At 61.7% G+C, this 25,562-nt stretch carries 21 protein-coding genes and 1 tRNA gene; 16 read left to right on the top strand and 6 right to left on the bottom strand.

The annotated features are described in order from the left end of the window. Positions 1-32 precede the first annotated feature (32 nt). The 4 genes from ACB033_RS02205 to ACB033_RS02190 all read right to left on the bottom strand — a co-directional run bounded on the left by ACB033_RS02205 (position 33) and on the right by ACB033_RS02190 (position 7,354). Positions 33-1,079, bottom strand: coding sequence for an efflux RND transporter periplasmic adaptor subunit (locus tag ACB033_RS02205; protein WP_017766576.1), 1,047 nt, complete (start codon positions 1,077-1,079; stop codon positions 33-35). A 15-nt stretch (positions 1,080-1,094) separates the two neighbouring features. After that, on the bottom strand, positions 1,095-4,157 hold the full coding sequence (locus tag ACB033_RS02200) for an efflux RND transporter permease subunit (protein WP_139725477.1): 3,063 nt from the start codon (positions 4,155-4,157) through the stop codon (positions 1,095-1,097). A 170-nt stretch (positions 4,158-4,327) separates the two neighbouring features. Continuing rightward, positions 4,328-6,652, bottom strand: a complete 2,325-nt coding sequence (locus tag ACB033_RS02195; RefSeq protein WP_139725478.1) for an acyl-CoA dehydrogenase — start codon at positions 6,650-6,652, stop codon at positions 4,328-4,330. A gap of 48 nt (positions 6,653-6,700) precedes the next feature. After that, positions 6,701-7,354 carry a TetR/AcrR family transcriptional regulator gene (locus ACB033_RS02190; RefSeq protein WP_139725479.1) on the bottom strand — a complete coding sequence of 218 codons (654 nt, stop codon included), beginning with the start codon at positions 7,352-7,354 and terminating at the stop codon, positions 6,701-6,703. A gap of 468 nt (positions 7,355-7,822) precedes the next feature. On the opposite strand from ACB033_RS02190, the gene ACB033_RS02185 reads away from it, so the two are divergent. Both ACB033_RS02185 and ACB033_RS02180 read left to right on the top strand, forming a co-directional pair. Beyond that, positions 7,823-8,563: a phosphatase gene (locus tag ACB033_RS02185; RefSeq protein WP_094698106.1), complete on the top strand. Its 741-nt coding sequence runs from the start codon at positions 7,823-7,825 to the stop codon at positions 8,561-8,563. A gap of 85 nt (positions 8,564-8,648) precedes the next feature. Beyond that, a tRNA-Thr gene (locus ACB033_RS02180) sits at positions 8,649-8,724 on the top strand. Positions 8,725-8,839: 115 nt separating this feature from the next. Here the strand turns inward: ACB033_RS02180 and ACB033_RS02175 are convergent. After that, entirely contained in the window at positions 8,840-11,128 is a 2,289-nt protein-coding gene (locus tag ACB033_RS02175; RefSeq protein ID WP_139725480.1) for an FdhF/YdeP family oxidoreductase, read from the bottom strand. Further along, entirely contained in the window at positions 11,115-11,921 is an 807-nt protein-coding gene (gene fdhD / locus ACB033_RS02170) for a formate dehydrogenase accessory sulfurtransferase FdhD (protein WP_162519879.1), read from the bottom strand. The genes ACB033_RS02175 and fdhD overlap by 14 nt, the downstream gene beginning before the upstream one ends. 153 nt (positions 11,922-12,074) lie before the next feature. Between fdhD and ACB033_RS02165 the strand changes: the two genes are divergently transcribed. From ACB033_RS02165 to ACB033_RS02100, 14 genes are all read left to right on the top strand, one after another. Further along, positions 12,075-12,989 (top strand): LysR family transcriptional regulator, encoded by a 915-nt coding sequence (locus tag ACB033_RS02165; RefSeq protein ID WP_139725482.1) that lies wholly within the window; start codon positions 12,075-12,077, stop codon positions 12,987-12,989. A 414-nt stretch (positions 12,990-13,403) separates the two neighbouring features. After that, complete coding sequence (locus ACB033_RS02160) at positions 13,404-13,976, top strand: TetR/AcrR family transcriptional regulator (RefSeq protein WP_162519880.1); 573 nt, start codon at positions 13,404-13,406, stop codon at positions 13,974-13,976. Between the two features lie 21 nt (positions 13,977-13,997). Next, the gene (locus ACB033_RS02155) at positions 13,998-14,807 is read left to right on the top strand and encodes a winged helix-turn-helix domain-containing protein (RefSeq protein ID WP_139725484.1); all 810 of its coding nucleotides are present in this window, start codon (positions 13,998-14,000) and stop codon (positions 14,805-14,807) included. Then, complete coding sequence (locus ACB033_RS02150) at positions 14,807-15,322, top strand: FidL-like protein (protein ID WP_010634658.1); 516 nt, start codon at positions 14,807-14,809, stop codon at positions 15,320-15,322. The genes ACB033_RS02155 and ACB033_RS02150 overlap by 1 nt, the downstream gene beginning before the upstream one ends. 715 nt (positions 15,323-16,037) lie before the next feature. After that, the gene (locus ACB033_RS02145) at positions 16,038-16,316 is read left to right on the top strand and encodes a BMC domain-containing protein (RefSeq protein WP_010634659.1); all 279 of its coding nucleotides are present in this window, start codon (positions 16,038-16,040) and stop codon (positions 16,314-16,316) included. A 16-nt stretch (positions 16,317-16,332) separates the two neighbouring features. Further along, positions 16,333-16,617, top strand: coding sequence for a BMC domain-containing protein (locus ACB033_RS02140; protein ID WP_011705244.1), 285 nt, complete (start codon positions 16,333-16,335; stop codon positions 16,615-16,617). A 14-nt stretch (positions 16,618-16,631) separates the two neighbouring features. Next, the gene (locus ACB033_RS02135; protein ID WP_002442217.1) at positions 16,632-16,910 is read left to right on the top strand and encodes a BMC domain-containing protein; all 279 of its coding nucleotides are present in this window, start codon (positions 16,632-16,634) and stop codon (positions 16,908-16,910) included. 53 nt (positions 16,911-16,963) lie between these two features. Beyond that, positions 16,964-18,550, top strand: coding sequence for an acetaldehyde dehydrogenase (acetylating) (locus tag ACB033_RS02130; protein WP_371140304.1), 1,587 nt, complete (start codon positions 16,964-16,966; stop codon positions 18,548-18,550). Positions 18,551-18,576: 26 nt separating this feature from the next. Then, positions 18,577-18,834 (top strand): EutN/CcmL family microcompartment protein, encoded by a 258-nt coding sequence (locus ACB033_RS02125; RefSeq protein ID WP_117405279.1) that lies wholly within the window; start codon positions 18,577-18,579, stop codon positions 18,832-18,834. A 15-nt stretch (positions 18,835-18,849) separates the two neighbouring features. Then, entirely contained in the window at positions 18,850-20,004 is a 1,155-nt protein-coding gene (locus ACB033_RS02120; RefSeq protein WP_139723806.1) for a 1-propanol dehydrogenase PduQ, read from the top strand. A gap of 25 nt (positions 20,005-20,029) precedes the next feature. Further along, positions 20,030-23,416 carry a choline trimethylamine-lyase gene (gene cutC, locus ACB033_RS02115; RefSeq protein WP_371140303.1) on the top strand — a complete coding sequence of 1,129 codons (3,387 nt, stop codon included), beginning with the start codon at positions 20,030-20,032 and terminating at the stop codon, positions 23,414-23,416. 113 nt (positions 23,417-23,529) lie between these two features. Next, a complete protein-coding gene (gene cutD / locus ACB033_RS02110; RefSeq protein WP_162519778.1) occupies positions 23,530-24,477 on the top strand; it encodes a choline TMA-lyase-activating enzyme in 948 nt (315 codons plus the stop codon). Positions 24,478-24,489: 12 nt separating this feature from the next. Then, positions 24,490-24,942 (top strand): BMC domain-containing protein, encoded by a 453-nt coding sequence (locus tag ACB033_RS02105; RefSeq protein WP_139723801.1) that lies wholly within the window; start codon positions 24,490-24,492, stop codon positions 24,940-24,942. Beyond that, positions 24,939-25,559, top strand: a complete 621-nt coding sequence (locus ACB033_RS02100; RefSeq protein WP_017408473.1) for a phosphate propanoyltransferase — start codon at positions 24,939-24,941, stop codon at positions 25,557-25,559. Before ACB033_RS02105 ends, ACB033_RS02100 begins: the two co-directional genes overlap by 4 nt. The last annotated feature ends 3 nt before the right edge of the window (positions 25,560-25,562 follow it).

Genomic DNA, 25,562 nt, shown 5'->3' with positions numbered 1-25,562 from the left:
CGGGAGCCGTTTTTCATGGTGACCAAGCTGGATCAGCCGCGAAACAGCTCCACCTTGTCGCCGTCCTGCAGGCTGCCGGCGCCGCGCACCACCACCCTGTCACCCTGCTTGAGCGCCCCGCTCACCGCCACCTGCCGACTGTCGCCGAACAGCACGGTCACCGGCACCCGGTTCACCTTGAGCTCTTCGCCGTGCTGCTCCACCTGATAGACCACGCTCCCCTCGGTGTTGAGCACCAGGGCATCGCGCGGCAGCAGCATGGTCTGCTGCTCCGCCAGCGGCAGCGCCACCCGCACCGGCGAGCCGATGATGAAGCGACCCCCCTCCGGCTTGAGGCGCAGTTCGATGAGGCGCGACTTGGGATCGGCGCTGGCCGCCCGCTGGTAGTAGACCCCGTGGCCACTGAGCTGATCCCCTTCCACCCGCAGCCGGGTCTGGGGCGCCAGCTGGCCGGCCCAGACGATGGGGGCCTGCAGGCGGATGTCGGGCTGATCGGGGTTGACCAGCTCCAGCGCCTGCTCGCCGGCATCCACATGCTCCCCCGGCTGGATAAAGTGATTGTTCACCACCCCGTCGAACGGCGCGAAGATGTGGCTTCTGCGCAGCTGCTCCTCAATCTGGCGTACCTGCACCCGCGCCAACCGCTCGGCCAGTTCAGCCTGCTCCACGTCGTAGCGCGCCTTGTCGTACTGGCTCTGGGAGGCGCTCTTCTGGCGGTGTAGGGTCGCCAGCCGGCCAAATTCGGCGCGTGCAAAGCGCACGTTGCTCTCCCACTTGGCCTGCTCGGCCTGGGCCTGCTCCAGCGAGAGCCGCAGCGCCGCGCTGTCGAGGCGCAGCAGCTCATCCCCCTTGCTGACCCGGCTGCCGAACTCGGCGATCCACTCCACCCGGCCGCTCACCTCGGCGCTGAGCGCCGCCTGCTGGCGGCTCGCCACCGTGCCGCTGACCCAGATGCTGGCCGCCGCCTCCCCCCGGGTCACGTCCGCCAGGGTCACCATCTTGCCCTGTGCCAGCGCGGGGAACACGCCCCCCGCCAGCAGCGCCGCGCCCACAACCATCCTTGTAAAACCGTGTGTCATCGATGAGCTCCTTGCTCAGGCCCGCTGCCGAATGGCCTGCGGCACGTCGACCCGCTCACCCAGCCGCAGGAAGGCGGGCAGCAGGACCAGGGTAAACAGGGTGCTGCAACTCATGCCGCCAACGATGACGGTGGCCAGTCCCCGGTAGATTTCGCTGCCCTCGCTCGGGCTCAGCATCAGCGGCAGCATGCCGAAGATGCTGGTGAGGCTGGTCATGGCGATGGGCCGCATCCGGCTTTGCAGGGCATCGGCCACCGCCTGCTGGCGGCTCATCCCCTCCCGCTCCGCCGTGCGGGTCTGGTGCACCAGCAGGATGGCGTTGTTGACCACCAGCCCCAGCAGGATGACGAAGCCGATGATGGTCAGCAGATCCATCGGCAGCGGCACCAGCAGGCCGCTCAGGTAGAGCGCCAACACACCGCCGACGGTGGCGAGCGGCAGGGTGAGCAGCACCAGCACCGCATCCTTGAGGGAGGCAAAGACCCCCCACAACAGGATGAGCAGGATCATCACCGCAAACAGGAAGATGGCCCCCAGGTTGCCCAGCGCCTGCTGCAGACTGTCGGCATTGCCGGAGACCCGCAGCTCGCCGCCGGCGGGCAGCAGCGGCCGGATGGCAGCAAAACTCTTGCTCTGCAGGGTGTCCAGCACCTGCTCCATGCTCATCCCCGCCGGGGGCGAGATCTGCAGGCTGATGCTGCGCCGCCCATCAGCCCGAAAGATGCTGGCCGGCCCCATGTCGTGCTCCACCCGCAGCAGCTCGCCGAGCGGTACGATGCGCCCGGACGGGGTCGCCAGCGGCACCGCCTTGAGCTCGTCCGGGTTGGCGGAGGTCTGCCCCATCAGCATGATGTCGAGCCGCTCCTCCCCGTCGAAATACTCGCCGACCCGCAGCCCGTCGCCGAAGGTCTGGATGATGGCGGGCATGGGCGTGCGATCCCAGCCCACCTCGGCGAGACGCCTGTCTTGCGGCACCAGCCGCAGCTCGGGGGCGGTGAAATCGAGATCCGGCTGCGGCCTGACCTGGGCCCCTGGCAGATCCTGTTTGACGATGGCCATGGCGGCCCGCGCCGCCCGGTAGAGCTCGACCAGATCGCCCCCCTGCAGCAACAGGGAGATGCCGTTCTCGCTGTCAAAGCCGCCGAACAGCGACCCCTGACCGCCAAACACCTGGGTATCTGGGATGCCCACCAGCAACTGCTTCATCAGCAGCTGCTCCAGCACCTTGATCTGGTCCTCCTCTTTCGGCCGCACCCCGATCTGGGCGCCACCCGGGTAGCGCAATATGTAGTAGTTCTTGAGGGCCGGCTCCTGTTCCCCCTTCATATAGGGATCCAGTCTGGCGATGAGCGTGTCGATCACCTCCTCGCGCTGGGCCTTGAGGTTGAAGCCCGGAGTGAAGTTCATCCAGACATCCACCGCGTCGCGCTTCACGTCCGGCAGGTAGTCCATCTTCGGCAGCAGGGCCCAGGTCGCCAGCGCCGGCAGGCTCATCATCAGGGTGATGACGGTCCAGCGCCGACGGGGCGTCGCTGTCCAGCGGATCACGTGGCGGGTGGTGCCCTGCCACAGCCTCTCATAGGGATCAGTCAGCCGCTCGCGCCCCATCCAGCGCGCCGCCACCGCCGGCAGCACGGTCACCGCCACCAGCATGGAGACGGTCACCGCGCAGGCGATGGTGAGCGCAAGGTCAGCAAACAGCTGCCCCTCGACGTCGTTGAGCAGCAGCACCGGCAGGAAGATGGCGACCGTGGTCAGGGTGGAGGCCACCAGGGCGGTCCACACCCGACTGGCACCTTCCAGCGCCGCCTCCCCTTTGCTCAGATCCCCTCGCTCGTGGCGCCGGTAGATGCTCTCCAGCACCACGATGGCGGCATCGAGCACCATGCCGACCGCAAAGGCGATGCCCGCCAGCGAGATGACGTTGAGGGTGCGCCCCAGTACCTTGAGCAGACAGAAGGTGAGCATGATGCTGATGGGGATGGCGATCGCGATCATCAGGGTCGCCTTGAGCCGGCGCAGAAAGACCCAGAGGATGGCGCAGGAGAGCAGCACGCCGAGCCCCAGGTTGGCGGTCACCATGCTCACCGCCCGGTTGATGTAGAGAGAGGCGTCGAACGACTGCTCCATGTGCAGGCCGACCGGCTCCAGCACCTCGCGGTTGAGCTCGCCCACCTTGAGCTTGATCGCCTCCAGCGCCGCCAGGGCGTTGGCCCCGCTCTCCTTGAAGATCTGCGCCGCGATGGCGGTGTTGCCGTTCTGGATGCGCAGCACCGGATTCTCCTCCAGGGCCAGCTGGATCTCCGCCACGTCCCGCAGATAGATGGGCAGGCCGTCGCGCCAGTCCACCACCTTGTCTCCCAGGGTCGCCACGTCGTAGCGGCCGGCAAAGCGCAGCTTGTACTCCCAGCGGCCGATGTCGAGGGTGCCGGCGGAGACATCCCAGCCGGTGCTGGCCCGGCTGGCCAGCACCGGGATCTCCACCCCCAGCTCGGCGGCGCGGTAGGGGTCGAAGCGGATCTGGATCTGGCGCTCGTTGATCCCCTGGATGTCGACCGTCGACACCCCGGGGATCCGCTCCAGCTCGGGTTTTATCCGCGCCTCGATCAACGCCTGGTGATCGTCGATCGGCCCCTTGGCGCCGGGCAGCTGCTGGATAAAGAAGAAGGTGAGGGTGTCGTTGCTGCTGTAGTTGTTGACGTAGGGACCGCCAATCTTGTCCGGCAGGCCGGAGACCCGGTTCAGGCGGGAGATGACGTCGAGCTGGGCCCGCTGCATGTCGGTGCCGAGGGCAAACTCCAGATCGATCTCGGTGAAGCCGGGGAAGCTGTTGCTGGTGAGATTCTTGAGCCCCTGCACCCCCTGCATCTCCTGCTCGATGGGGTCGGTTATCTCCGACTCCATCTCCTGGGGTGAGGCCGAGCGCCAGTCCACCGAGATGTTGAGGTGCGGGCGATCGATGTCGGGAAACAGCTGGATCGGCAGCCCCCGGATGCTGAGCAGGCCCAGCAGAAAAATCAGCACGATCGAGACCGCCACCCAGATGGGACGTTCGATCGCCGTTTTGGCGAGGTTCATTCACTCTTCCTGAGTTTGTTGTTGTCGGCCATTCCGCTGGCCTTGCTTCCTGCCCCAAGGGTGGGGGGCCATTGCATTAAACTGGAATTAATCGAGGTTGTAAATGCATGGTTAACAAACAAAAAAACCGGCCATATCGGCCGGTTTCAGATTCAGGAGCGAGTGCACTCTCAGGCGGCGTGCACCACCGGATTTTGCTGGGATAACCCCTCCAGCTCGCCCGGGGCGAAGTTGTCTACCTGAATGGCTTCGTAGCGCAGGGCATCGGCGGCCAGCAGCTTGTCCGCCTCGTCCTTGCTCAGGATGGATTGAGACAGAGCAGCGGCAACCAGCTCCGGCAGGGCCAGTTTGCGGGGCAGCTTGCCCTCTTTCTGGGCCTGCACCAGTTTCTTCTCGTAAGGCTGCACTGCGACCATGGCCTGGAAGGCGCGCTCCATCAGGCCGACCGGGTCCGCCTCGTCCTTGCCCACATAGCAGAGCGCGGTCAGACGGTCGCGGAACTCACCCGGCTTCATCATGGCCAGGCAGATGGCATGGCAGCGATCGTCGGCCGGCATCTTGTAACCCACGCCGAACGGGAACACCACCCGCTTGAGCACGGCGCCCACCACCTTGTTCGGGAAGTTCTGGAAGAAGCCCTCGAACGCCTTGCCAATCAGGTAGAGGTTGCGCTCCACCGCGTACTGCACGAACGGCAGATCGGAGACCATACGGCCCTGATCCTCGTAATGCTTGAGGGTGGCGGAGGCCAGATAGAGGTGGCTCAGCACGTCACCCAGACGGGCGGAGATCATCTCCTTGCGCTTGAGGTCGCCACCCAGCATCAGCATGGAGACGTCGGCGCACAGCGCTAGCCCCTTACTCATGCGAGAGAGCTGCTTGTAGTAGCGGGCGGTTTCACCGGCCACCGGGGCACTGTTGAACTGGCCCAGGGTCAGCCCCTGGAACAGGGAACCGAAGAAGTTGCCGGCGCCGAAGGCGATGTGCTTCATCAGCAGGGCGTCAAACTTCTCGAGACCGCGCTCCACATCGGTATCGGCCGCCGCTTCCAGCTCGGCAAACACGTACGGGTGGCAGCGGGTGGCCCCTTGCCCAAAGATCATCAGGTTGCGGGTCAGGATGTTGGCCCCTTCCACCGTGATCGCCACCGGAATGCCCATGTAGGCGTAGCCGGTGTAGTTTTTCGGGCCCAGCTGGATGGCACGGCCGGCATGGATATCCATGGAGTCATCCATGATCTGGCGCGCCATCTCGGTCATGTGGTACTTGGAAATCGCGGTGACGATGGCCGGAGCCTGACCCAAGTCCAGGGAACCTGCAGTCATGCGACGGGCCCCTTCCAGCTGATAGGTGAGGCCGCCGATGCGGGCCAGCGCTTCCTGCACCCCTTCAAACTTGCCGATGGACATGCCGAACTGTTTGCGCACGTAGGAGTAGGCGCCGACGGTGCGGCTCGCCATGTGACCACAGGCGGTGCCAAGGGCAGGCAGCGAGATGCCGCGCCCGGCGGAGAGGCACTCCACCAGCATGCGCCAGCCGCGACCGGCGTAATCCGGGCCACCGATGATCCAGTCGAGCGGAATGAATACATCCTTGCCGAAGGTCGGGCCGTTCAGGAACGCCAGCCCCATGGGGTAGTGGCGATCGCCGACGCGCACGCCGGGGTGACTGGTGGGGATGAGGGCGCAGGTGATGCCCAGCTCTTCCTTGTCACCCAGCAGTTTTTCCGGGTCATAGAGCTTGAACGCCAGCCCCAGCACGGTGGCGCGCGGCGCCAGGGTGATGTAGCGCTTGTTCCAGTTGAGGCGAATACCCAGCACCTCTTCACCCTTGTGCATCCCCTTGCAGACGATCCCCTTGTCCGGGATGGCGCCAGCGTCGGAGCCCGCTTCCGGCCCGGTCAGGGCGAAACAAGGCACTTCCTTGCCGTTGGCCAGCCCCGGCAGCCAGAAGTCCTTCTGGGCCTGGGTGCCGTAGTGCATCAGCAGCTCGCCCGGGCCGAGGGAGTTCGGCACCATGACGGTAACCGCCACGCTCAGGCTCTTGGTGGCAATGCGGGTAACGATGGTGGAGTTGGCGATCGCGGAGAATTCACGGCCGCCGTAGGATTTCGGGATGATCAGGGAGAAGAAGCCTTCCTTCTTCAGATAGTCCCAGACCAGCTCCGGCAGATCTTTGGTTTCGTTGACGATCTTGAAGTCGTCGACCATGGCGAGCAGGGTCTCGACCTGGTTGTCGATGAAGGCCTGCTCCTCGGCGGTCAGCTCGGCCTTGCCGTAGCCGTGCAGTTTTTTCCAGTCGGGGTTGCCGCGAAACAACTCGCCATCCCACCAGACGGAGCCAGCTTCCATGGCCTCCCGCTCGGTGGCAGACAAGGGCGGCAGTATCTTCTTGAAGATGCCGAACACCGGGCGGGTGACCACCTTTTTACGGATGGAGGGCACGCCGAGCACGACGGCTATCGCCAGCACCAGCAGGATAAGCAATGTGATCATACTCAAGTTCCTTCTATTTCACTGTTTCCGTTGATTTATTGTTGGTTGTTACACGGCCAGGGAGAGCCTGGTCGACTCCACGGGCGCCCCGACACCGGACGCCAGATAAGGAATGACGTTGCGTACCAGCCCCTCCACATCGAGCTGCTGGTCGAAATCGGCCTGGGCGATGTCGCGCAGCGCATCGGCCGAAGCCATGGTGAACACGACGGTGCCCAGGGTGAAGTGCAGCCGCCAGAACAGATCCGCCGGCGACAACTCAGGGTTGGCCTTGGAGATGGCCTGGGTGATCCGCTGCAAAATGGGGCCGTAGTGGGCGGTGATGAAGCGGCGCAGGTGGCCCTGGCTGTCGATGTAGCCGCGTCCCAGCAGCTGCATGAAGATGGCCGGGCCGTTGGTGCGCACCGCCACCAGCTTCATCAGCGGGTCGACGAAACTCTCGAACACCTGCAGCAGGGTCAGCTGCTCCTGCGCCATCAGGGTATGCAGGCGTGCATCCAGCTCAGGCATGAACAGGCTCAGATAGCGATCGAGCACCGCCTGGATCAGCTCCTTCTTGGAACCGAAGTGATAGTTCACCGAGGCCAGATTGACATCGGCCTCGCTGGTGATCAGACGCAAAGAGGTATCGGCGAACCCCCGTTCGGCAAACAACACCTCGGCGGCATCGAGAATGCGGTTTTTGGTATCGATTTTACTCACAGGACACCTCACTTAAACGAATGTTTAAAAAGTACGTTTCACAACCTTTTGTGTCAAGAGAATGTGAACATGTGTTAGTGAAATGTTTTTCGTGAAAATGGGGAACAAGGCGGGAACTTCACGGACGAATCGGACTCTATATCTATGCCACTGCAATTAAACATTAAGTCTCGCCCAACCTGCTCCATGCTAGTTGGGCATTTTTTTACCCTGCTGCTATCCAGAACCTTGGCAAACGGGCAAAAAAAACCGTCGCAGGGCGCGACGGCGGGGAAATGAGGTTGCACCATCCTGATCCAACCCATCGATGCGAGTTCAGGCTTTCATCGATACACCCATCATGGCTGCCAAGCGTGTTCAAACTTTGTCAACCAGCCCTCAATTTGTGACAAAGTATGACAAGCCACCACATGGTCTCGACCCGCCGCCTTTGCTATGCTGGCCCCTCACGCCAGAGGGGGAGATAAGATGAAGTACACGGTCGATACCCACACCCACACCGTCGCCAGCACCCACGCCTACAGCACCATTCACGACTACCTGCCCATCGCCAAGGCAAAGGGGATCAAGCTGTTCGCCACCACGGATCATGGCCCCGACATGGCCGATGCCCCCCACTTCTGGCACTTCGTCAACCTGCACGTGTTGCCACGGGTGGTCGACGGGGTCGGCATCCTGCGCGGCATCGAAGCCAACATCAAGAACATCGATGGCGAGATCGACTTCCCCGAGCGCTACGAGTCGCGGCTCGACATGATCATGGCGGGCTTTCACGAACCGGTGTTCCCCCCCTGCGACCAGGCCACCCACACCCAGGCCATGATCAACGCCATTAAGAGCGGCCGGGTCGACATGATAAGCCACCCCGGCAATCCCGCCTTCCCCATCGATATCCAGGCGGTGGTCAAGGCGGCGGCAGAGTATCGGGTAGCGCTGGAGCTCAACAACTCCTCCTTCAGCCACTCCCGCCCGGGCAGTGAAGGCAACTGCCGCGCCATCGTCGAGGCGGCGCGGGACATGGGGGCCTACCTCACCTTCGGCTCCGACTCCCACGTGGCCTTCAGCCTCGGGGATTTCGAGCACTGCCACCGGCTGGTGACCGAGGCCGGCTTCCCCGAAGAGCGGATCCTGGCGCGCTCCCCCCGCGCCCTGCTCGATTTTCTCGAAAGCCGCGGCCGTGCCCATATTCCGGAGTTCACCGACCTCTGACCTTGACCGTAACTCCATGAGCTCACTCATAAAACCGAGTACAGCTCATTGACTTGCCCCCGGGTTTTCAGGAATCTAGTGGCACGCCGGTATAGCTCAGTTGGTAGAGCAGCGCATTCGTAATGCGAAGGTCGCAGGTTCGACTCCTGTTACCGGCACCAGAGCTGAAAAACAACAACGCCGCATAGCTTATGCGGCGTTGTTGTTTATAGGATGTCCAGGCTCTGCTGCATGGGGCTGGCCGGCTTGAACCGGCTAGCCTGCAAACCTCTCAGCTCATAGCAGCAACAGATTGTCCTGCCGATTGGAGGCTGTCACCAGCACCGGGATGGACTTGGAGGTCGGGGTAAACGAGCCCGCCCCTATGCTGTCAATGGGGACCAGCGGGTTGGTCTCCGGGTAGTAGGCCGCGATGTTGCCGCGCGGGATCTCGTAGATCACCACCACAAAACCGGTCACGCTGCGCTCGCGCCCGTCGTTGCAGATGGCCGCCATGTCGACCCTGTCCCCTTCGGCAAAGCCAAGCTGGCGAGCATCCCCCTCGTTCATGAACACCACGTTGCGCTGGCCCTTGATGCCGCGATAACGGTCATCCATGCCATAGATGGTGGTGTTGTACTGATCGTGGGAGCGCAGGCTCTGCAGCAGCAACACCGGCTGATCGCTCATCTGCTCGGCATGACGGGTACACTCCGGCAACACAGAGTGCGGCAGGGTGCTGGCACGAAACTCGGCCTGGCCGCTGGCGGTGTTCCACACCAGCTTGGCGGCGGAGTTATCCAGATGAAAACCGCACGGCTGCTGGATGCGGGCATTGAAATCGGCAAAACCGGCGATGGTCTGTTCGATAAGATCACGGATACGAGCATAGTCATCGCGCAGGGTCAGCCAGTCGACTCGCTCGCTGCCCACGGTGGCATGAGCCATCCGCGCGACTATGTCGGTTTCGGAGAGGCAGAGCGGCGACACCGGCTCGGCTGCGCCGGTCGAGGCGTGCACCATGCTGAAGGTGTCCTCCACCGTGATCTTCTGGTTGCCGCTGTGTTGGATATCGAGCTCGGTGCGACCGAGACAGGGCAGGATCAACGCCGCCTTGCCCACCTGCAGATGGCTGCGGTTGAGCTTGGTGCTGATCTGCACGTTGAGCTCGGCCTTTTTCATCGCCCCGTAGGTGAAGTCGGTATCGGGCGCCGCTGCCGCCAGGTTGCCACCCAGGCAGATGAGCACCTTGCTCTTGCCCTCATGCAGCGCCTTGAGCGCCTCGTACACGTTGTGACCTGCGGCCCGCGGCAGACTCACCTGCAGGTGACGCTCGAGCCGGTCGATGAAGGCAGCGGTGGGCTTTTCGTTGATCCCCATGGTGCGATTGCCCTGCACGTTGCTGTGGCCCCTTACCGGACAGAGGCCTGCTCCCGGCTTGCCAATCTGGCCGCGCATCAAGTGCAGGTTGACGATTTCGCGGATGGTATCGACCGAGTGCAGGTGCTGGGTCACCCCCATGGCCCAGCAACTGATGATGCGCTGGCTGGCGGCAAAGACCCGGGCGGCCTGCACGATCTCGGCGCGGGTCAGGCCGGACTGCTGCTCGATCGCCGCCCAGTCGGTGGCCCGTACCTGTGCCTCGTACTCGGCAAAGTGGCGGGTGTGGCGGGCGATGAAGTCGCGATCCACCGCCTCTGGCGCCTCTTCCAGGATGTACTTGGCCATGCCACGCATGGCGGCCATGTCGCCCCCCAGTTTCGGCGTCAGGTACTGGTGGCTGATGGTGGTGGCCGCCGGGGTCAGCAGTTCGAGCGGGCTCTGCGGGCTGGCGAAGCGCTCCAGCGCCACCTCTTTCAAGTTGTTGAAGCTGACGATCTTGCAGCCGCCACGCGCCGCCTGGCGCAGGGCATTCATCATGCGCGGATGGTTGGTACCCGGATTCTGGCCATAGACGAACACCGCATCGGCCAGGTCAAAGTCATCCAGCACAACAGTGCCTTTGCCGATGCCGACCGACTGGATCAGCGCCACCCCGCTCGCCTCGTGGCACATGTTGGAGCAGTCGGGGAAGTTGTTGGTGCCAAACAGGCGGCCAAACAGCTGATAAAGATAGGAGGCCTCGTTGCTGGCTCGACCCGAGGTGTAGAACTCCACCTCGTCCGGGCTGGCAAGCCCCTTGAGGGTGTCGGCAATCAGGGCGAAGGCATCGTCCCAGCTTACCGGCTCGTAGTGATCGGTCGCAGGGTTGTAGCGCATCGGCTCGGTCAGCCGCCCCTGATACTCGAGCCAGTAGTCGCTCTGGGTGGCCAGCTGGCGCACCGAGTGGGCCGCGAAAAACTCGGCCCCCACCGTCTTGCCGGTGGATTCCCAGGCCACCGCCTTGGCGCCGTTCTCGCAGAACTGGAAGGTGCCGTGGTCGTTGTCACCCCAGGCGCAGCCCGGGCAGTCGAAGCCGTCGGTCTGGTTGACCCGCAGCAGGTTCTTGATGTTCTGACGGGTCTTCTGGCTGCGCAGCACCTGTTTCATGGTGGATTGCAGGGACGAAAAACCGCCGGCTTTGGCGGGCTTTTCAATATGACTCATGGCACTCTCCGATGGGATCCGCCGGGCGATAGCTGGAGTAGCTGACCGGGGCATCAAACTTGGGAATATGAACGACGTTGAGGTTGTATTTGAGGGCCAGCCTGACCGCCAGCTGGCTGGGCGATGCCAGACAGATGAGGTGACGGGCACCGAAACGGGCGGCTTTTTGCACCAGCTCGCTGCCGCAGCGGCTGGTCACCACCAGGGTGTCGCACGCACTGTGCCGGCGCAGCAGCAGGCCGATCAGCTTGTCGAGGGCATTGTGGCGCCCGATATCTTCCCGGCAGTGCAGGATCCGGCCCTCGGCATCCAGCGCCAGCGCCGCATGCAGGGCGCCGTGTTGCTGTCCCTTGAGCTGCCACTGGGTAATCTGCGCACGCAGCCCCGCCAGCAAGGCCCCATCCAGCGGCGGCGTCAGCGACAACACCGGCAATGCGGGCAACGCCTGCTCCACCGCCGCCACGCCGCAGATGCCGCAACCGGTCGCCCCGGTCAGCCGGCGCTTGTGCTCGGTCAGAGCGGCCAGGGAGCGATTGGCGATGGTGATGTCCAGCACCATCCCCTGCTCGGCCGGCGCAATCTGGATGTCGTGGACCTCGTGGTTGTGCCGGATGATCCCCTCGCCAAACAGAAAGCCGACGGCAAAGTCGTCGAGATCGTCCGGGGTCGCCATCATCACCGCATGGTTGATGCCATTGATGTTGATGGTGACGGCCACCTCTTCCACCAGATGATCCAGTGCGGGCGAGGCAGGCAAATTGACGGGTATCTCGACGGGCGTGTAGGCAGGCATGCAGGTTGGCCTAAAAATGCAAACTGCATTCAAGTTTAGAGAGGCGGCAGACGCAAAACCAATGAAATAAATCTATATGGCAATAGAGTTGTTCTATTGACGATGATTTTTCAATTGATTAATTTTTAAATCCATCCTCCCATCACCTCCCGCATGATCATGAACATCAAGCAGTTGCACTATTTCCACGAGCTGGCCAAACACCAGCATTTTGCCAAGGCGGCCAAGGCCTGCCACATCACCCAGCCGACCCTCTCGGCCAGCATCACGGCGCTGGAGAAGAACCTCGGCACCGATCTGGTGGTGCGTACCAGCCAGTTCGTCGCCCTCACCGAAGCGGGCGAGCTGGTGCGCCAGTATGCCGAGCGGATGCTGCTGGAGCAGGAGGCGCTCAAGCAGGAGCTGGCGCTGTTTCATGGCGAGCTCTCCGGCACCCTGCGCATCGGCATAGTGCCCCAGTCCAATGTCGACATCATGCCGCTCATCGCCCGCTGCAAGCAGCGCTACCCCGACATCGTCATTCGCCTGTCGGTGCTCAGCAACGAAGCCCTGCTGTCACAGCTGGAGCTGCACCAGTGCGACATCGGGCTGGGGTTTGACGAGCCGCTCACCGGCGCCGCCAGACAGACTTTTCACCTCTATCCCCAGGGGCACAACCAGATGGCGGTGCTGATGAACCGCGACGAGGCGGATCAGCGCCTCCCCGGCGACGAGCTGACCCTGACCGCACTGCAGCAGCAGCCGCTGGTACTGCCCAGCCGCACCATGCAGTTTCGCAAGTACCTGGACCGCGCCGCCGAGCGGGCCGGCATCCGGCTTGACGTGGTACTGGAAACCGACTCCCTGTTTCACCTGGTGAGCGCCGTGCGCCACCGGCTGGGCTGGGCCATCGTCAGTGCCGGCCTCGCCCGATCCGCCAGCAAGCTCTCGGATCTGGTCTGCCTGCCGCTGGCACCGCAACGCGACATCGGCCACACCGCCTTCATCACCCGCCAGCACAGCATCACCCCCGCCATGCGCGCCTTCCTCGAGCTGGTGCAAGAAGCGGACGCCCCCCTGGAAAAATAGGGTGACGCCAACAAACACACTGCTTTTTTATATTTCTGCCAGACCAAAGGTGGCAGAAATATATACCTTCCCGCTAAAAAACAACCGCTCACTGGCTAACAAGAAGAGATAAACACTCAGGAAAATGATTGCTGAAATGAGGTAAATAAATGACAACTTAATCCCAATCCAGACTCCTTTAAATAGTTATTCCTCATTGAAAATGACTTTAATCAGGAGATAAACTCGTCGTGATCAACAGACAAGCTGAGTTCTCAAATAAATCCAATTTAAATATTTAAAGCGACTCTCTCATCGTTATTTAAAGGTTATTTGTGAAGCACCACACAATAACGACTTTTCCTTCCGCTCCCCATTTCCTCATATTGATGGCGATCAAGAATGATCATACCGTCTGGTCGGTATGATTGGGCCATGAACATCGACACCCAACATAGAAAAAAAGACCCTGTACGTCTTTATCGACAACTGCTGGAGTCGGCCGCCACCATCGCCGGCCGGGATGGTATCGCCGCCCTGTCGTTGAACGCCGTTGCCTTTGAGGCCGGGGTGAGCAAGGGGGGCTTGCTGCACCACTTCCCCAACAAGCAGGCGCTGATCTTTGCCCTGTTTGCGCGTCTGCTGGCCATCATGGAAGAGGCCATCTCAGCACTGATGTCGGCAGACAAGACCGCCTACGGCCGCTTTACCCGTGCTTACCTGCACTATCTTTCTGCTCCTGAACTGACGGACACCCAGGAGAGCCGCCAGCTGATGGTACTCTCGCTGGCCATGCCGGATGAGCCGGTGCTGCGACAATGCTGGCGTGACTGGATGCTGGCGCATCTGGCGCAAGGGGATGAGCTGGATAATGGCCATACCGGCACCCTGGTGCGTTATGCCGCAGACGGCATCTGGCTATCGGAATTGACCGAAGGGCGCACCATGAGCACCGAGCACCGTCAGGCGCTGGTCAAAACCCTGCATAATATGACGCTCCCCACGTGAAGCTGATGGATTGAGGCCGAGATGCGCTACCACATCAATGCCCGCTTCATTTATGACGCGACCGATGGTTCCCTGACTCAGCGGGAAAGTGTTGAGCCGGACAGCCAATTATCCATCACCGCCAATGCGCTGTTTTATTTTTTCTTGCGAAATACCGGAATTGTCAGCCGCGAAGAGGTGCTTAAAAAAGTCTGGGACGATAACGGATTAACCTCATCGAACAGCAACCTCAACCAATACCTGAGCATATTGCGCAAGGCTTTTCGCCACTACGATATCGACAATATCATCATCACGGTGTCGCGCGGTTATTTGCAGCTCAATCCCGAGGTCATCATCGAGCCTATTGAGCATGTGCCTGCACCATCCATTGAAATAGTGCCTTCGCCCTCTACGGTGGCCGCCGCCGAGACGGCATTCGACCCTGCCGAGTGGCCACGTCCCCTCACCCCCCGTTCACGCGGCATCTGCTGGTACATCGCGGGGGGCTGCATGCTCGCGTTTGCCCTCATGCTGCTGGCATTCGGTCTGCTGAATGGCCGTGAGCCGCGCCCCGTCACCCTGACCGGGATCCCCAACAGCCAGTGCGAATTGCTGGCCAACGACGAGATGCTGCGCTCGGTCAGCGCCACGACCTACGGTGAGCATTTCGAGCAGGTGCGCCAGCGTTTGAACATCAGCTGCAAACCCGGCGAGCGCTTTCTGTTTTTCTACGGGGACAGACTGGAAACCAACGGCCTGGGCCGGGTATTTCTGGCCCACTGCGCCATGCACGAAGACAACCCGTTCAGCTATTGCGACAACTATTTCTACTACTCCTGGAAGCCGTGATGAGACTTGCGCCGCGTCCCTTCTTTCTCTTCTCCTGCACCCTGTTCCTCGCCGCGGCACTCTATGCCTGCTACCAGCTGCCCACCGAAAATGATGGCGTCATGAGCTGCGCCACCAAAGGCATCATGCGCTTTGAGGACATGAACAAAGAGAACGTCAACGGCAATATCCACTTCAATTTCGGCCGCCAGGGGAAAGGCTCCATGGTGGTTGAAGGCTATACCGATTCGGCCGCAGGCTGGCTCTACCTCCAGCGCTACGTCACGTTTACCTACAGCAGCAACCGGGTCTCCGCCACCGAGCGTCAGTACCGCATCAACAAATGGGAAGCGAGCGCCTCCTCCATCGATCAATCGCCGGACGTCATCTTCGACTACTTCATGCGCGAGATGTCCGACAGTCACGATGGGCTGTTTCTGAGTGCCCAGCGACTCAATCAGCAGGCCATACTGCTGAGCTCCATCAACTCGCCGCTCTGGATCTGCACCCTCAAATCCGGCAGCGAACTGAACTAGTCCCGGTAATACGGCGAATGCCCCTAACCCAAGCGCCGATGACGCGCATATATCGCCCTGCCCCCACAAGCTGACCCGCGCAAGCCCCTGATAACTCTGCTCTCATGCGGCCTGTCCGCCTGTTTGCCCTGAAGGCAATACCGTGGTGATTGCCTGCCACCCCTTCTCCCGACTGCACATCCGTGCCGACAAGAAGCCCCTTGCGCATCACCAGGCAGGACCGGCACCCGCTACTTTTTCAACTCACCCCATCCACTCTCGCGCTGGCATCCACATGACTCGCGCCCCACTCTCAATGCAACCTCATCCCGTCTCACCGCCCTTATCTCTCCTTCCCGTCACACCCGGCTCACTTTTTACATTTAGCCTCGCCGGCAAAACATGAGCTCCGCCACAGTTAGCAGCCGGCCAAATTACCTCTCGGCCCCCATTACCCAACAACTCATTAACATCGACCGACGATCTTTTCCCGGGCCTGAATTCGGCCTTATGCAAGGCGAAAACAGCCTCGTTGTCGCAGCATAAATAGATAAATACGACTTATGAAAAACATAAATTCAGAATAACAAACTAAATATCTCAATTTTACAGATTCAAATTCCACAAATACCGCCAGTACCTATAGTGGCGATTGAACGCCGCAACCGTGGCTCAACGCCGTGACACGGACGGGGTTCCTTAACCACACCACACAATCTGTTCTGAGGAGATCACCATGGGTGATGCATTGGGGCTTATCGAAACCAAAGGTCTGGTGGCCTGCATTGAAGCCGCGGATGCCATGTGCAAATCCGCCAACGTGGAGCTGATCAGCTATGAAAACATCGGCTCCGGCCTGGTCACCGTCATGGTGAAGGGGGATGTCGGCGCGGTGAAAGCGGCGGTGGATTCCGGCGTGGAGTCGGCACAGCGCATCGGTGAAGTGGTGACCTCGCTGGTCATCGCCCGTCCGCACAACGACATCAACAAGATCGTCATTAAACACAAGGCTTGAGGCCGGGAGATCGCAAATGGGTGATGCATTGGGTTTGATTGAAACCAAAGGCCTGGTGGCCTGCATTGAAGCGGCGGATGCCATGTGCAAAGCCGCCAACGTCGAGCTGATCGGCTATGAGAACGTCGGCTCTGGCCTGGTCACCGCCATGGTGAAAGGCGACGTAGGGGCCGTGAAAGCCGCGGTGGACTCCGGCGTGGAATCCGCACAGCGCATCGGTGAAGTGGTGACCTCGCTGGTCATCGCCCGTCCGCACAACGACATCAGCAAGATTGTCGCCCACTACAAAATTGCCGAATAACGGGAGAGAACATGATGAAAGAAGCGCTTGGTCTGATTGAGACCAAAGGCCTGGTGGCCTGCATCGAAGCGGCAGATGCCATGTGCAAAGCCGCCAACGTCGAGCTGATCGGCTATGAGAACGTCGGCTCTGGCCTGGTCACCGCCATGGTGAAAGGCGACGTCGGCGCGGTCAATGCGGCGGTGGATTCCGGAGTGGAAGCGGCGAAACGCATTGGCGAAGTGGTTACCTCTCGCGTCATCGCACGCCCGCACAACGACATCGAAAAAATCGCGGCGCAGCACAAGGCATGACCTGAGAGGGCACGCCCCGCCCGCACTTTTTTAGTCTGATGAAGGATAGATTCATGATTGAACTCGATACCGATTTGCTCTCCCGCCAGAACGCGAGAGAACTGGTGCGCAACGCCAAACAGGCGCAGGTGATTATGGCCACCTTTTCGCAGCAGAAAATCGACGCCATCGTGAAGAACGTGGCCGAAGAAGCCGCGCGCCATGCCGAAACGCTGGCGAAAATGGCCGCAGAAGAGACCGGTTTTGGCAACTGGCAAGACAAGGTGCTGAAAAACCGGTTCGCTTCGCTGCACGTTTACGATGCCATCAAAGAGATGAAGACCGTCGGGATCATTCATGACGATCAGGCGAAAAAAGTGATGGACGTGGGCGTGCCGCTGGGCGTGATCTGCGCGCTGGTACCCTCCACCAACCCGACCTCCACCATCTTCTACAAAACCCTGATCGCCCTCAAGGCGGGCAATGCCATCATCTTCTCGCCGCACCCGGGCGCACGCCAGTGCAGCTGGAAAGCCATCGAAATCGTCAAGCGCGCCGCCGAAGCCGCCGGAGCCCCGGCGGGCATAGTGGACGGCGTCACCCAGCTGACCCTGGAGGCGACCTCCGAGCTGATGCACAGCAAGGACGTGTCGCTGATCCTGGCAACCGGTGGCGAAGGCATGGTGCGCGCGGCCTATGCCTCCGGCACCCCGACCATCAGCGGCGGCCCGGGCAACGGCCCGGCCTTTATCGAGCGCAGCGCCGACATTCACCAGGCGGTGAAGGACATCATCACCAGCAAGACCTTCGACAACGGCGTGATCTGCGCCTCCGAACAGTCGATCATCGTCGAACGCTGCATCTACGACGAGGTTCATCGCGAGCTGGCGGCCCAGGGCGCCTACTTCATGAACGAAGAGGAAGCCGCCAAGATGGCCGCCCTGCTGCTGCGCCCGAACGGCACCATCAACCCGAAAGTGGTGGGCAAGACGGCGCTCCATCTCAGCCAGCTGGCCGGTTTCAGCGTCCCCCCCAGCACCCGCGTGCTGGTGGCCGAGCAGACCACCGTCTCCCACAGCAACCCCTACTCCCGCGAAAAGCTCTGCCCGGTGCTCGGCCTCTACGTGGAAGAGGAGTGGCGCGCCGCCTGTCATCGGGTGGTTGAGCTGCTGACCAACGAAGGGCTGGGCCACACCCTGGTGATCCATACCCGCAATCAGGACGTGATCCGCCAGTTCAGCCTGGAAAAACCGGTCAACCGGATCCTGATCAACACCCCCGCCGCCCTCGGCGGCATCGGTGCCACCACCAACCTCACGCCAGCACTTACCCTTGGCTGCGGCGCCGTCGGCGGCGGCTCCAGCTCCGACAACGTCGGCCCGATGAACCTGCTCAACATCCGCAAGGTGGGTTATGGCGTGCGCACCATCGAAGAGCTGCGCGCCCCCATCCAGCCGGTTGCGGTGCAGCCCGCCAGCGCCGCCCCGGCCGCGCCCCAGCCCTGCAGCATCCTCGACGATGCCCGCTTCAGCGCCCCGGCGCCGGCCTGCCACAGCGCCGACGACCGCTTTGCCGGCGCCAGCGCCGAAGTCGGCGGTGAGATCAGCGAGCAGAACGTGGAACGGGTCATCCGTCAGGTGCTTGAGCGCCTTGGCAAGTAACCCATTGAGATAAGGCGATAAAAACCATGATTCTCGCAAAGGTAACCGGACATATCGTCGCCACGCAGAAATGCGATGAGCTGCGTGGCAGCAACCTGCTGCTGATCACCCAGCTGGACGATCAGCAGCAACCGATGAAGGACCGCTCCTGGGTCGCCGTCGACAGCGTCGGCGCAGGCATGCACGACGTCGTACTGGCCGAGGAGTACCTCGCGCTCAACAGAGACCGCTACAAGGCCATGTCGGTAGTCGCCATTGTCGAGAAGGTGTTTCGGGACGCTTGAGGAGTGAATGACCCAATGAGTGAATTTTTGCTGAAACCCCGGATCCGCTTTGGTCAGGACGCCCTGTCCGCCCTGGCTGAAGTGCCCGCCCGCCAGGCACTGCTGGTCACCGATCAGATGATGGTGAAAGTTGGCCTGGCCGACCGGGTGACGCAGATCCTGCGCCAGCGCGGCATCCCGTTCCAGAGCTGGGACGATGTAGTGGCCGATCCGGACATCACCACGGTCGTGCGCGGCATGAAGCTCATGGACAGCTGCTATCCGGATCTGGTGATCGCGCTCGGCGGCGGTTCGGTGATTGATGCAGCCAAAGCGGTCATGTTCGCCCTGGCGCAAACCCGCCCGAATCTGGGGCGCGAGCGCCCCTGCTTCGTGGCCATCCCGACCACCAGCGGCACCGGCTCGGAAGTGACCAGCTTCTCGGTGGTCAAGGCCCGCAGCGAGAAGCTGGTGCTGGTCGACCCGTCATTGCTGCCGGATATCGCCATTCTCGATCCGTCGCTGGTGGCATCGGTACCGCCCGCCATCACCGCCGACACCGGGATGGACGTGCTGTGCCATGCGCTGGAGGCCTATGTCTCCCGGGCGGCCAGCGACTTTTCCGACGCATTGGCGGAGAAGGTGGTGCAGCAGGTCTTTCGCTACCTGCCCGCCTGCTGGCGCGACGGCCACGATCTGCTGGCGCGGGAGAAGATGCACAACGCCTCCTGCATGGCGGGCATGGCCTTCACCAACGCCTCGCTCGGCATCACCCACAGCCTGGCCCATGCCCTCGGCGGCGTATTCCGCGTCCCGCACGGGCGTGCCAACGCGCTCCTCATGGCGCAGGTCGTGGCATGGAACGCCGACCACGACGGGCTGTGTGATACCCAGGCCGCCCACAAGTATGCCCGCCTGGCCCACCTGCTGGACCTGCCCGCCAATACGCCGCGCGAAGGGGTCAACAGCCTGCTGGTGGCCATCCAGGCGCTCAAAGACGAGATGAAGATGCCGGCCGGCATTGGCGATACCGGCCTCCTCGCAGCCGATTTCGACCAGCGGCTGGCGGAGATGGTCAGCCAGGCGCTGCGCGACAACTGCACCCCGACCAACCCGCGCGCACCGGATGCCCGGGCATTGACCGAACTCTATCGCAAGGCATGGTGCGGCACTCTCGCCGCCGGCCACTAAGAACAAGAACTGGAGAACCTACCTCATGGCACACTACAGCTTAACGCCGCGCGTCAACGTGCTGGCTGAACGTTTACTGGCGCACACCAGCACCCTGTGTAGCGAACACGCCACGATTCTGAGCGGGCTGGATGGCGACATCGCGGGCATTCCCGCCGCCGTCAAACCGGCACGCCGCTTTTACGAGCTGATGCGCCAGCTGCCGCTGACCATCAGTGCCGACGAGTTGATTGTCGGCAACCAGACCCGCACCCCGCACGGCGCCATTTTCCACGACGAAAGTGCCGGGCAGCGCCCGTCCACCTTCCAGTTCCTGAATCTGAACAGCGCCATCGACTCCCCCGACTACAAGCTGGTGGTAGAGAAGGGCGTGCTGGCCATCAAGCAGCAGCTGGAACAGAAGACCCGCGCGCTGGGCAGCGCCGTCAGCCGCAGTGGCATGGACGAGGTCAACGGCTGCCGCGCTGCCATCCACGCCTGCGACGCCCTGATGGCACTGGCACAGAACCTGGCCAACAGCGCCGAAACCCTGGCCGCCGCCGAAACCAACCCGTTCCGCCAGGCCGAGCTGCGCGACAGCGCCGCCATTTTGCACCATGTACCAGCCCACCCGGCGCGCAACTTCAAAGAGGCCTGCCAGTCGTTCTACCTGTTCCAGCTGGCGCTTCAACTCGACAACGGCAGCTATGCAGTCAACCCGGAAGGGGCCGACAAGGCGCTGCTGCCCTACTTCCAGCGCGATATCGCCAACGGCGCACTGACCGAGCAGCAGGCGTACGAGATCGTCGAGTGCCTGTGGTTCAAGCTGGCAGAGCTGAGCGAAGTGCGCGCCACCTGCGCCATCGACGGCTACCCCATGTTTGATGCCCTGCTGCACGGCGCCAGCCTGGAGCAGGCGAGCATCAACCCGCTCTCCGAGATGTTCCTCTGCGCCCAGCAAAACCTGAGCGCCCTCAAGCTGCCGGTTCGCCTCTTTCGCGGAGTGCAGCACGTCTCCGCCGCCCCGTTCGCCGCCTGTGCCGATACGCCGGTGATGGAGGGGCTGACGCCGCGCCTGCAGCGCCTGCGCAACCACTATCTGACCGTGCGCCCCAGCGTCTCCATCTACCGGGCACAGGCCTTTACCGAGGTCGTCAAGGCCAACCCAGGCATGCCGACCATCTTGCTGCGGGCCAAGGCGTTCCGTCACGCCTGCGAAACCGCCCCCATCCTTATCCAGGATGACGAGCTGATCGTCGGCCACCCGTGCGGCAAGCCGCGCGCCGGTGCCTTCTCGCCGGACATTGCCTGGCGCTGGGTTCGCGACGAGCTCGATACCATGAGCACCCGTCCGCAAGATCCCTTTGAAATCAGCGAAGCGGACAAGAAAACCATCCGCGAAGAGATAGTGCCGTTCTGGGAAGGCCGCTCGCTGGACGAGATCTGCGAAGCGCAGTACCGGGAAGCCGGCGTCTGGGCCTTCAGCGGCGAAACCTTCGTCAGCGACCTCTCCTACCACCAGATCAACGGGGGTGGCGACACCTGCCCGGGCTACGACGTGCTGCTGTTCACCAAGGGGATGAACGGCATCAAGGCAGACGCCCAAGCCCATCTCGACCAGCTAAGCATGGAGAACCCGGACGACATCGATCGCATCTACTACTACAAGGCAGCGATCGAAACCTGCGAAGGGGTGGTCAACTACGCCCGCCGCATCGCGGCCCATGCCCGCGAACTGGCGGCGAAAGAGCAGGATGCCCAGCGCCGCGCCGAACTGCTGACCATCGCCGAGGTGAACGAGAACGTGCCGGCCAACCCGCCCAAGACCCTGCAAGAAGCGCTGCAGAGCATCTGGACGGTGGAGTCGCTGTTCGAGATCGAAGAGAACCAGACCGGTCTGTCACTCGGTCGGGTCGACCAGTACTGCTACCCCATGTTCGAAGCGGATATCCGCGAGGGTCGTCTGACCCACGAAAGCGCACTCGAGCTGATGCAGGCCTTCATCATCAAGTGTGCCGAGCTGATGTGGATGTCGAGCGAGCTGGGGGCGAAATACTTCGCCGGCTATCAGCCCTTCATCAACCTGACCGTGGGTGGCCAGAAGCGCAGCGGCGGCGATGCCTGCAACGATCTGACCTACCTCATCATGGATGCCGTGCGGTTCGTGAAGGTCTACCAGCCGTCGTTGGCCTGCCGCATTCACAACCAGTCACCGCAGAAATACATGGAGAAGATCGTCGACGTCGTGAAGGCGGGGATGGGTTTCCCGGCCTGCCACTTCGATGACTCCCACATCAAGATGATGCTGCGCAAGGGCTTCGACTTTGAAGACGCCCGCGACTACTGCCTGATGGGCTGTGTCGAGCCGCAAAAATCGGGACGCATCTATCAGTGGACCTCCACCGGTTACACCCAGTGGCCCATCGCCATCGAGTTCGTGCTCAACCGTGGCCGCATGGTGCTGTTCGACAGCCATCAGGGGCTGGATACCGGCGACCTGCGCGAGCTGCGCACCTTCGAGCAGTTCGATGCGGCGGTCAAACAGCAGATTGCCCACATCGTTCGCATGTCAGCAGTCGGCACCGTGATCAGTCAGCGCGTGCACCGCGACGTGGCGCCGAAACCGCTGATGTCACTCATGGTGGAAGGGTGCATGGAGAGCGGAAAAGATGTCTCCGCTGGCGGTGCAATGATCAACTATGGGCCCGGACTCATCTTTTCTGGCCTTGCAACTTATGTCGACTCCATGGCGGCAATCCGCAAGCTGGTGTTCGAGGAGCAGAGATACACACTCGAACAAATTCGCGATGCGCTGCTGGCCAACTTCGAAGGGTTTGAAGCGCTGCGCCGCGACTGTCTCAATGCACCCAAGTACGGCAACGACGACAACTACGTCGACCAGTACGCACTGGATATCACCGAGTGGACGGAGAAGGAGTGTCGCAAGTACAAGATGCTCTACTCCAGAATGAGTCACGGCACCCTCTCCATCTCCAACAACACCCCCATCGGCGAGCTGACCAACGCCACGCCGAACGGGCGCCTGGCCTGGATGCCGCTCTCCGACGGCATCAGCCCGACCCAGGGGGCAGACAAGCAGGGGCCGACGGCCATCATCAAGTCCGTCAGCAAGATGAACGTGGAGACCATGAACATCGGCATGGTGCATAACTTCAAGTTCCTCAAGGGGCTGCTGGATACCCAGGAGGGACGCCATGGCCTCATCACCCTGCTGCGCACCGCCTCCATCCTCGGCAATGGCCAGATGCAGTTCAGCTATGTCGACAACGAAGTGCTGAAAAAGGCGCAGCAGGAGCCGGAGAAGTACCGCGACCTCATCGTGCGCGTCGCCGGCTACAGCGCCTATTTCGTCGAGCTGTGCAAAGAGGTGCAGGACGAGATCATCAGCCGCACCGTGATTGAGAAGTTCTGATCGATGCGTTGATAACCCGTCTTTCTTAATCACCAAAATAACCGGAAGTACTCCGTGATGGCAGGTCGCAAATAATGCGACTGCGGCCTGCCACATCCGGAGAGGAGGCAAGCGTGATCGCAAATAATGAATTAACCGGCCGCATATTCAATATCCAGAAATATTCGATATATGACGGCGATGGCATTCGCACGCTGGTTTTTTTCAAGGGCTGCAACCTTCGCTGCCCCTGGTGCGCCAACCCTGAAGGGCTCAGCAGCCAATTTCAGGTGATGTTTTCCCACGACAAATGCATCAACTGCGGTGACTGCGTAAATGTCTGTCCGGCCGGAGTCCATTACCGGGCCGAAGAGAACGGCAGCATGAAACACTTCGTCGATCGCAATAAAGATTGCATCGGCTGCCGCAAATGCGAGGAGGTCTGCACCCAGCATGCGCTGGACATCATGGGCAAGGATGTCACCGTCAGCGAGCTGATGGAGATCATCATGCAGGACTATGACTTTTACATCTCCTCCGGCGGTGGCGTCACCATCGGCGGCGGCGAGATGAGCCTGCAGACCGACTTTGCCGTCGCGCTGTTTAGCGAATGCAAGAAGATGATGATCAATACCGCCATCGAGACTCAGGGCACCACCTCGCTGGCCAATTACCAGCAGCTGGCTCCCGTCACCGACACCTTTTTGTTCGATATAAAGCAAATCAACAGCGAACAGCATAAGGCGATGCTGGGTATCGGCAATGTAGGGATTCGCCGCAATCTGGAATGGCTGGTTGATTACGGCGCCAAGGTGATTGTGCGCATGCCGCTCATCCGTGGATATAACGACTCATGGGATGCCATTACCGGCGCCATCGAATATGTACAGAACTTGGCGAAGCGGGGAAATATCCTGCGGATCGACATGCTGCCGTACCACCAGCTGGGCCGCAAGAAATATGAGCGGCTGGATATGCCCTACCCGATTGCGCAGGACCCCTCTTACACGCCGGACGAATTGGATCGGCTGGAGGCTTTCTTTGCACAATTTGATTTCGATATTCGCTTGGTCCGCCATTAACAGGAGTCGACGATGAAAAGTTTGGGCGTAATTGAAACGCGAGGATGGGTCGCCGCCATTCAGGCCGTAGACGCCGCCTGCAAAGCGGCAGGCGTCAGCTGTATCGGTTATCGCAAGGTGGGCTCTGGGCTGGTGAGTGTCTGCTTCGAAGGGGAGATCAGCGCCATCCACACCGCCATCGAGCGTGGTGTCGCGGTGGCCGCCACCATCGACCAGCAGGTCCATTCCCTGGTGATTGCCCGTCCGGAGCCAAGCGCGGTAGTAGCCCTCAGCAACCTCAAAGGCTACCCGCCGCGCGCACCGGCCAACACCAAGAAGGAGATTACTACCGCAACAAGCGCTGTGCCGGCCCTGTCACCGGAAAGCAGTACCGATGCCGAACCGGCCACTCCAACGGCTAGCCAGCCGGCCCCAGATCAGGCGGAAGACCGACAGTCCGCGGCAAGAAAAGGGAAGAAAGCATGATCGATCCCCAGCTGCATCAAAAGATCGCCGCCCGTCTGAGCCTGGTCAGCCCGGCGATCCCGGTCGGCATCTCGAATCGCCACGTCCACCTGGCACAACAGGATGTGGAGGCCCTGTTCGGCAAGGGCTACACCCTGACACCGCTCAAACCGCTGCGCCAGCCGGGCCAGTTTGCCGCCGAAGAGTGCGTCACAGTGGTCGGCCCCAAGGGCTCGCTGACCCGTGTACGGGTACTCGGCCCGACCCGGCCGGTTTCACAGCTGGAGATCTCCCGCGCCGACTGCTTCACCCTCGGCATCAAGGCGCCGGTCCGTGAGTCAGGCCAGCTGGAAAATACCGGCAGCGCCCTGCTCATCGGCCCCGCCGGCCACGTGGAGCTGCGCTCTCAGGTGATCTGCGCCTGGCGCCATATCCACCTCTCGCCACAAGACGCTCGCCAGCTCAACGTGACCCACGGTCAGAAGGTGAGGGTGCGCAGCGACGGCGAGCGCCAGTTGACCTTCGATGAGGTGGTGGTGCGGGTGCGCGACGATTTCGCCCTGGAATTTCACATCGATACCGAAGAGGCCAACGCCGCCGGCTTGAAAAACGGCGCGCAGGTCAGGCTGCTCGGCTAACGG

This window comes from Aeromonas sp. S15(2024) (assembly GCF_041402265.1).
Taxonomy (GTDB): Bacteria; Pseudomonadota; Gammaproteobacteria; order Enterobacterales; family Aeromonadaceae; genus Aeromonas; species Aeromonas dhakensis.
Note: the sequence above shows the minus strand (reverse complement) of the source record. Positions and strands in the feature narration are given on the sequence as shown.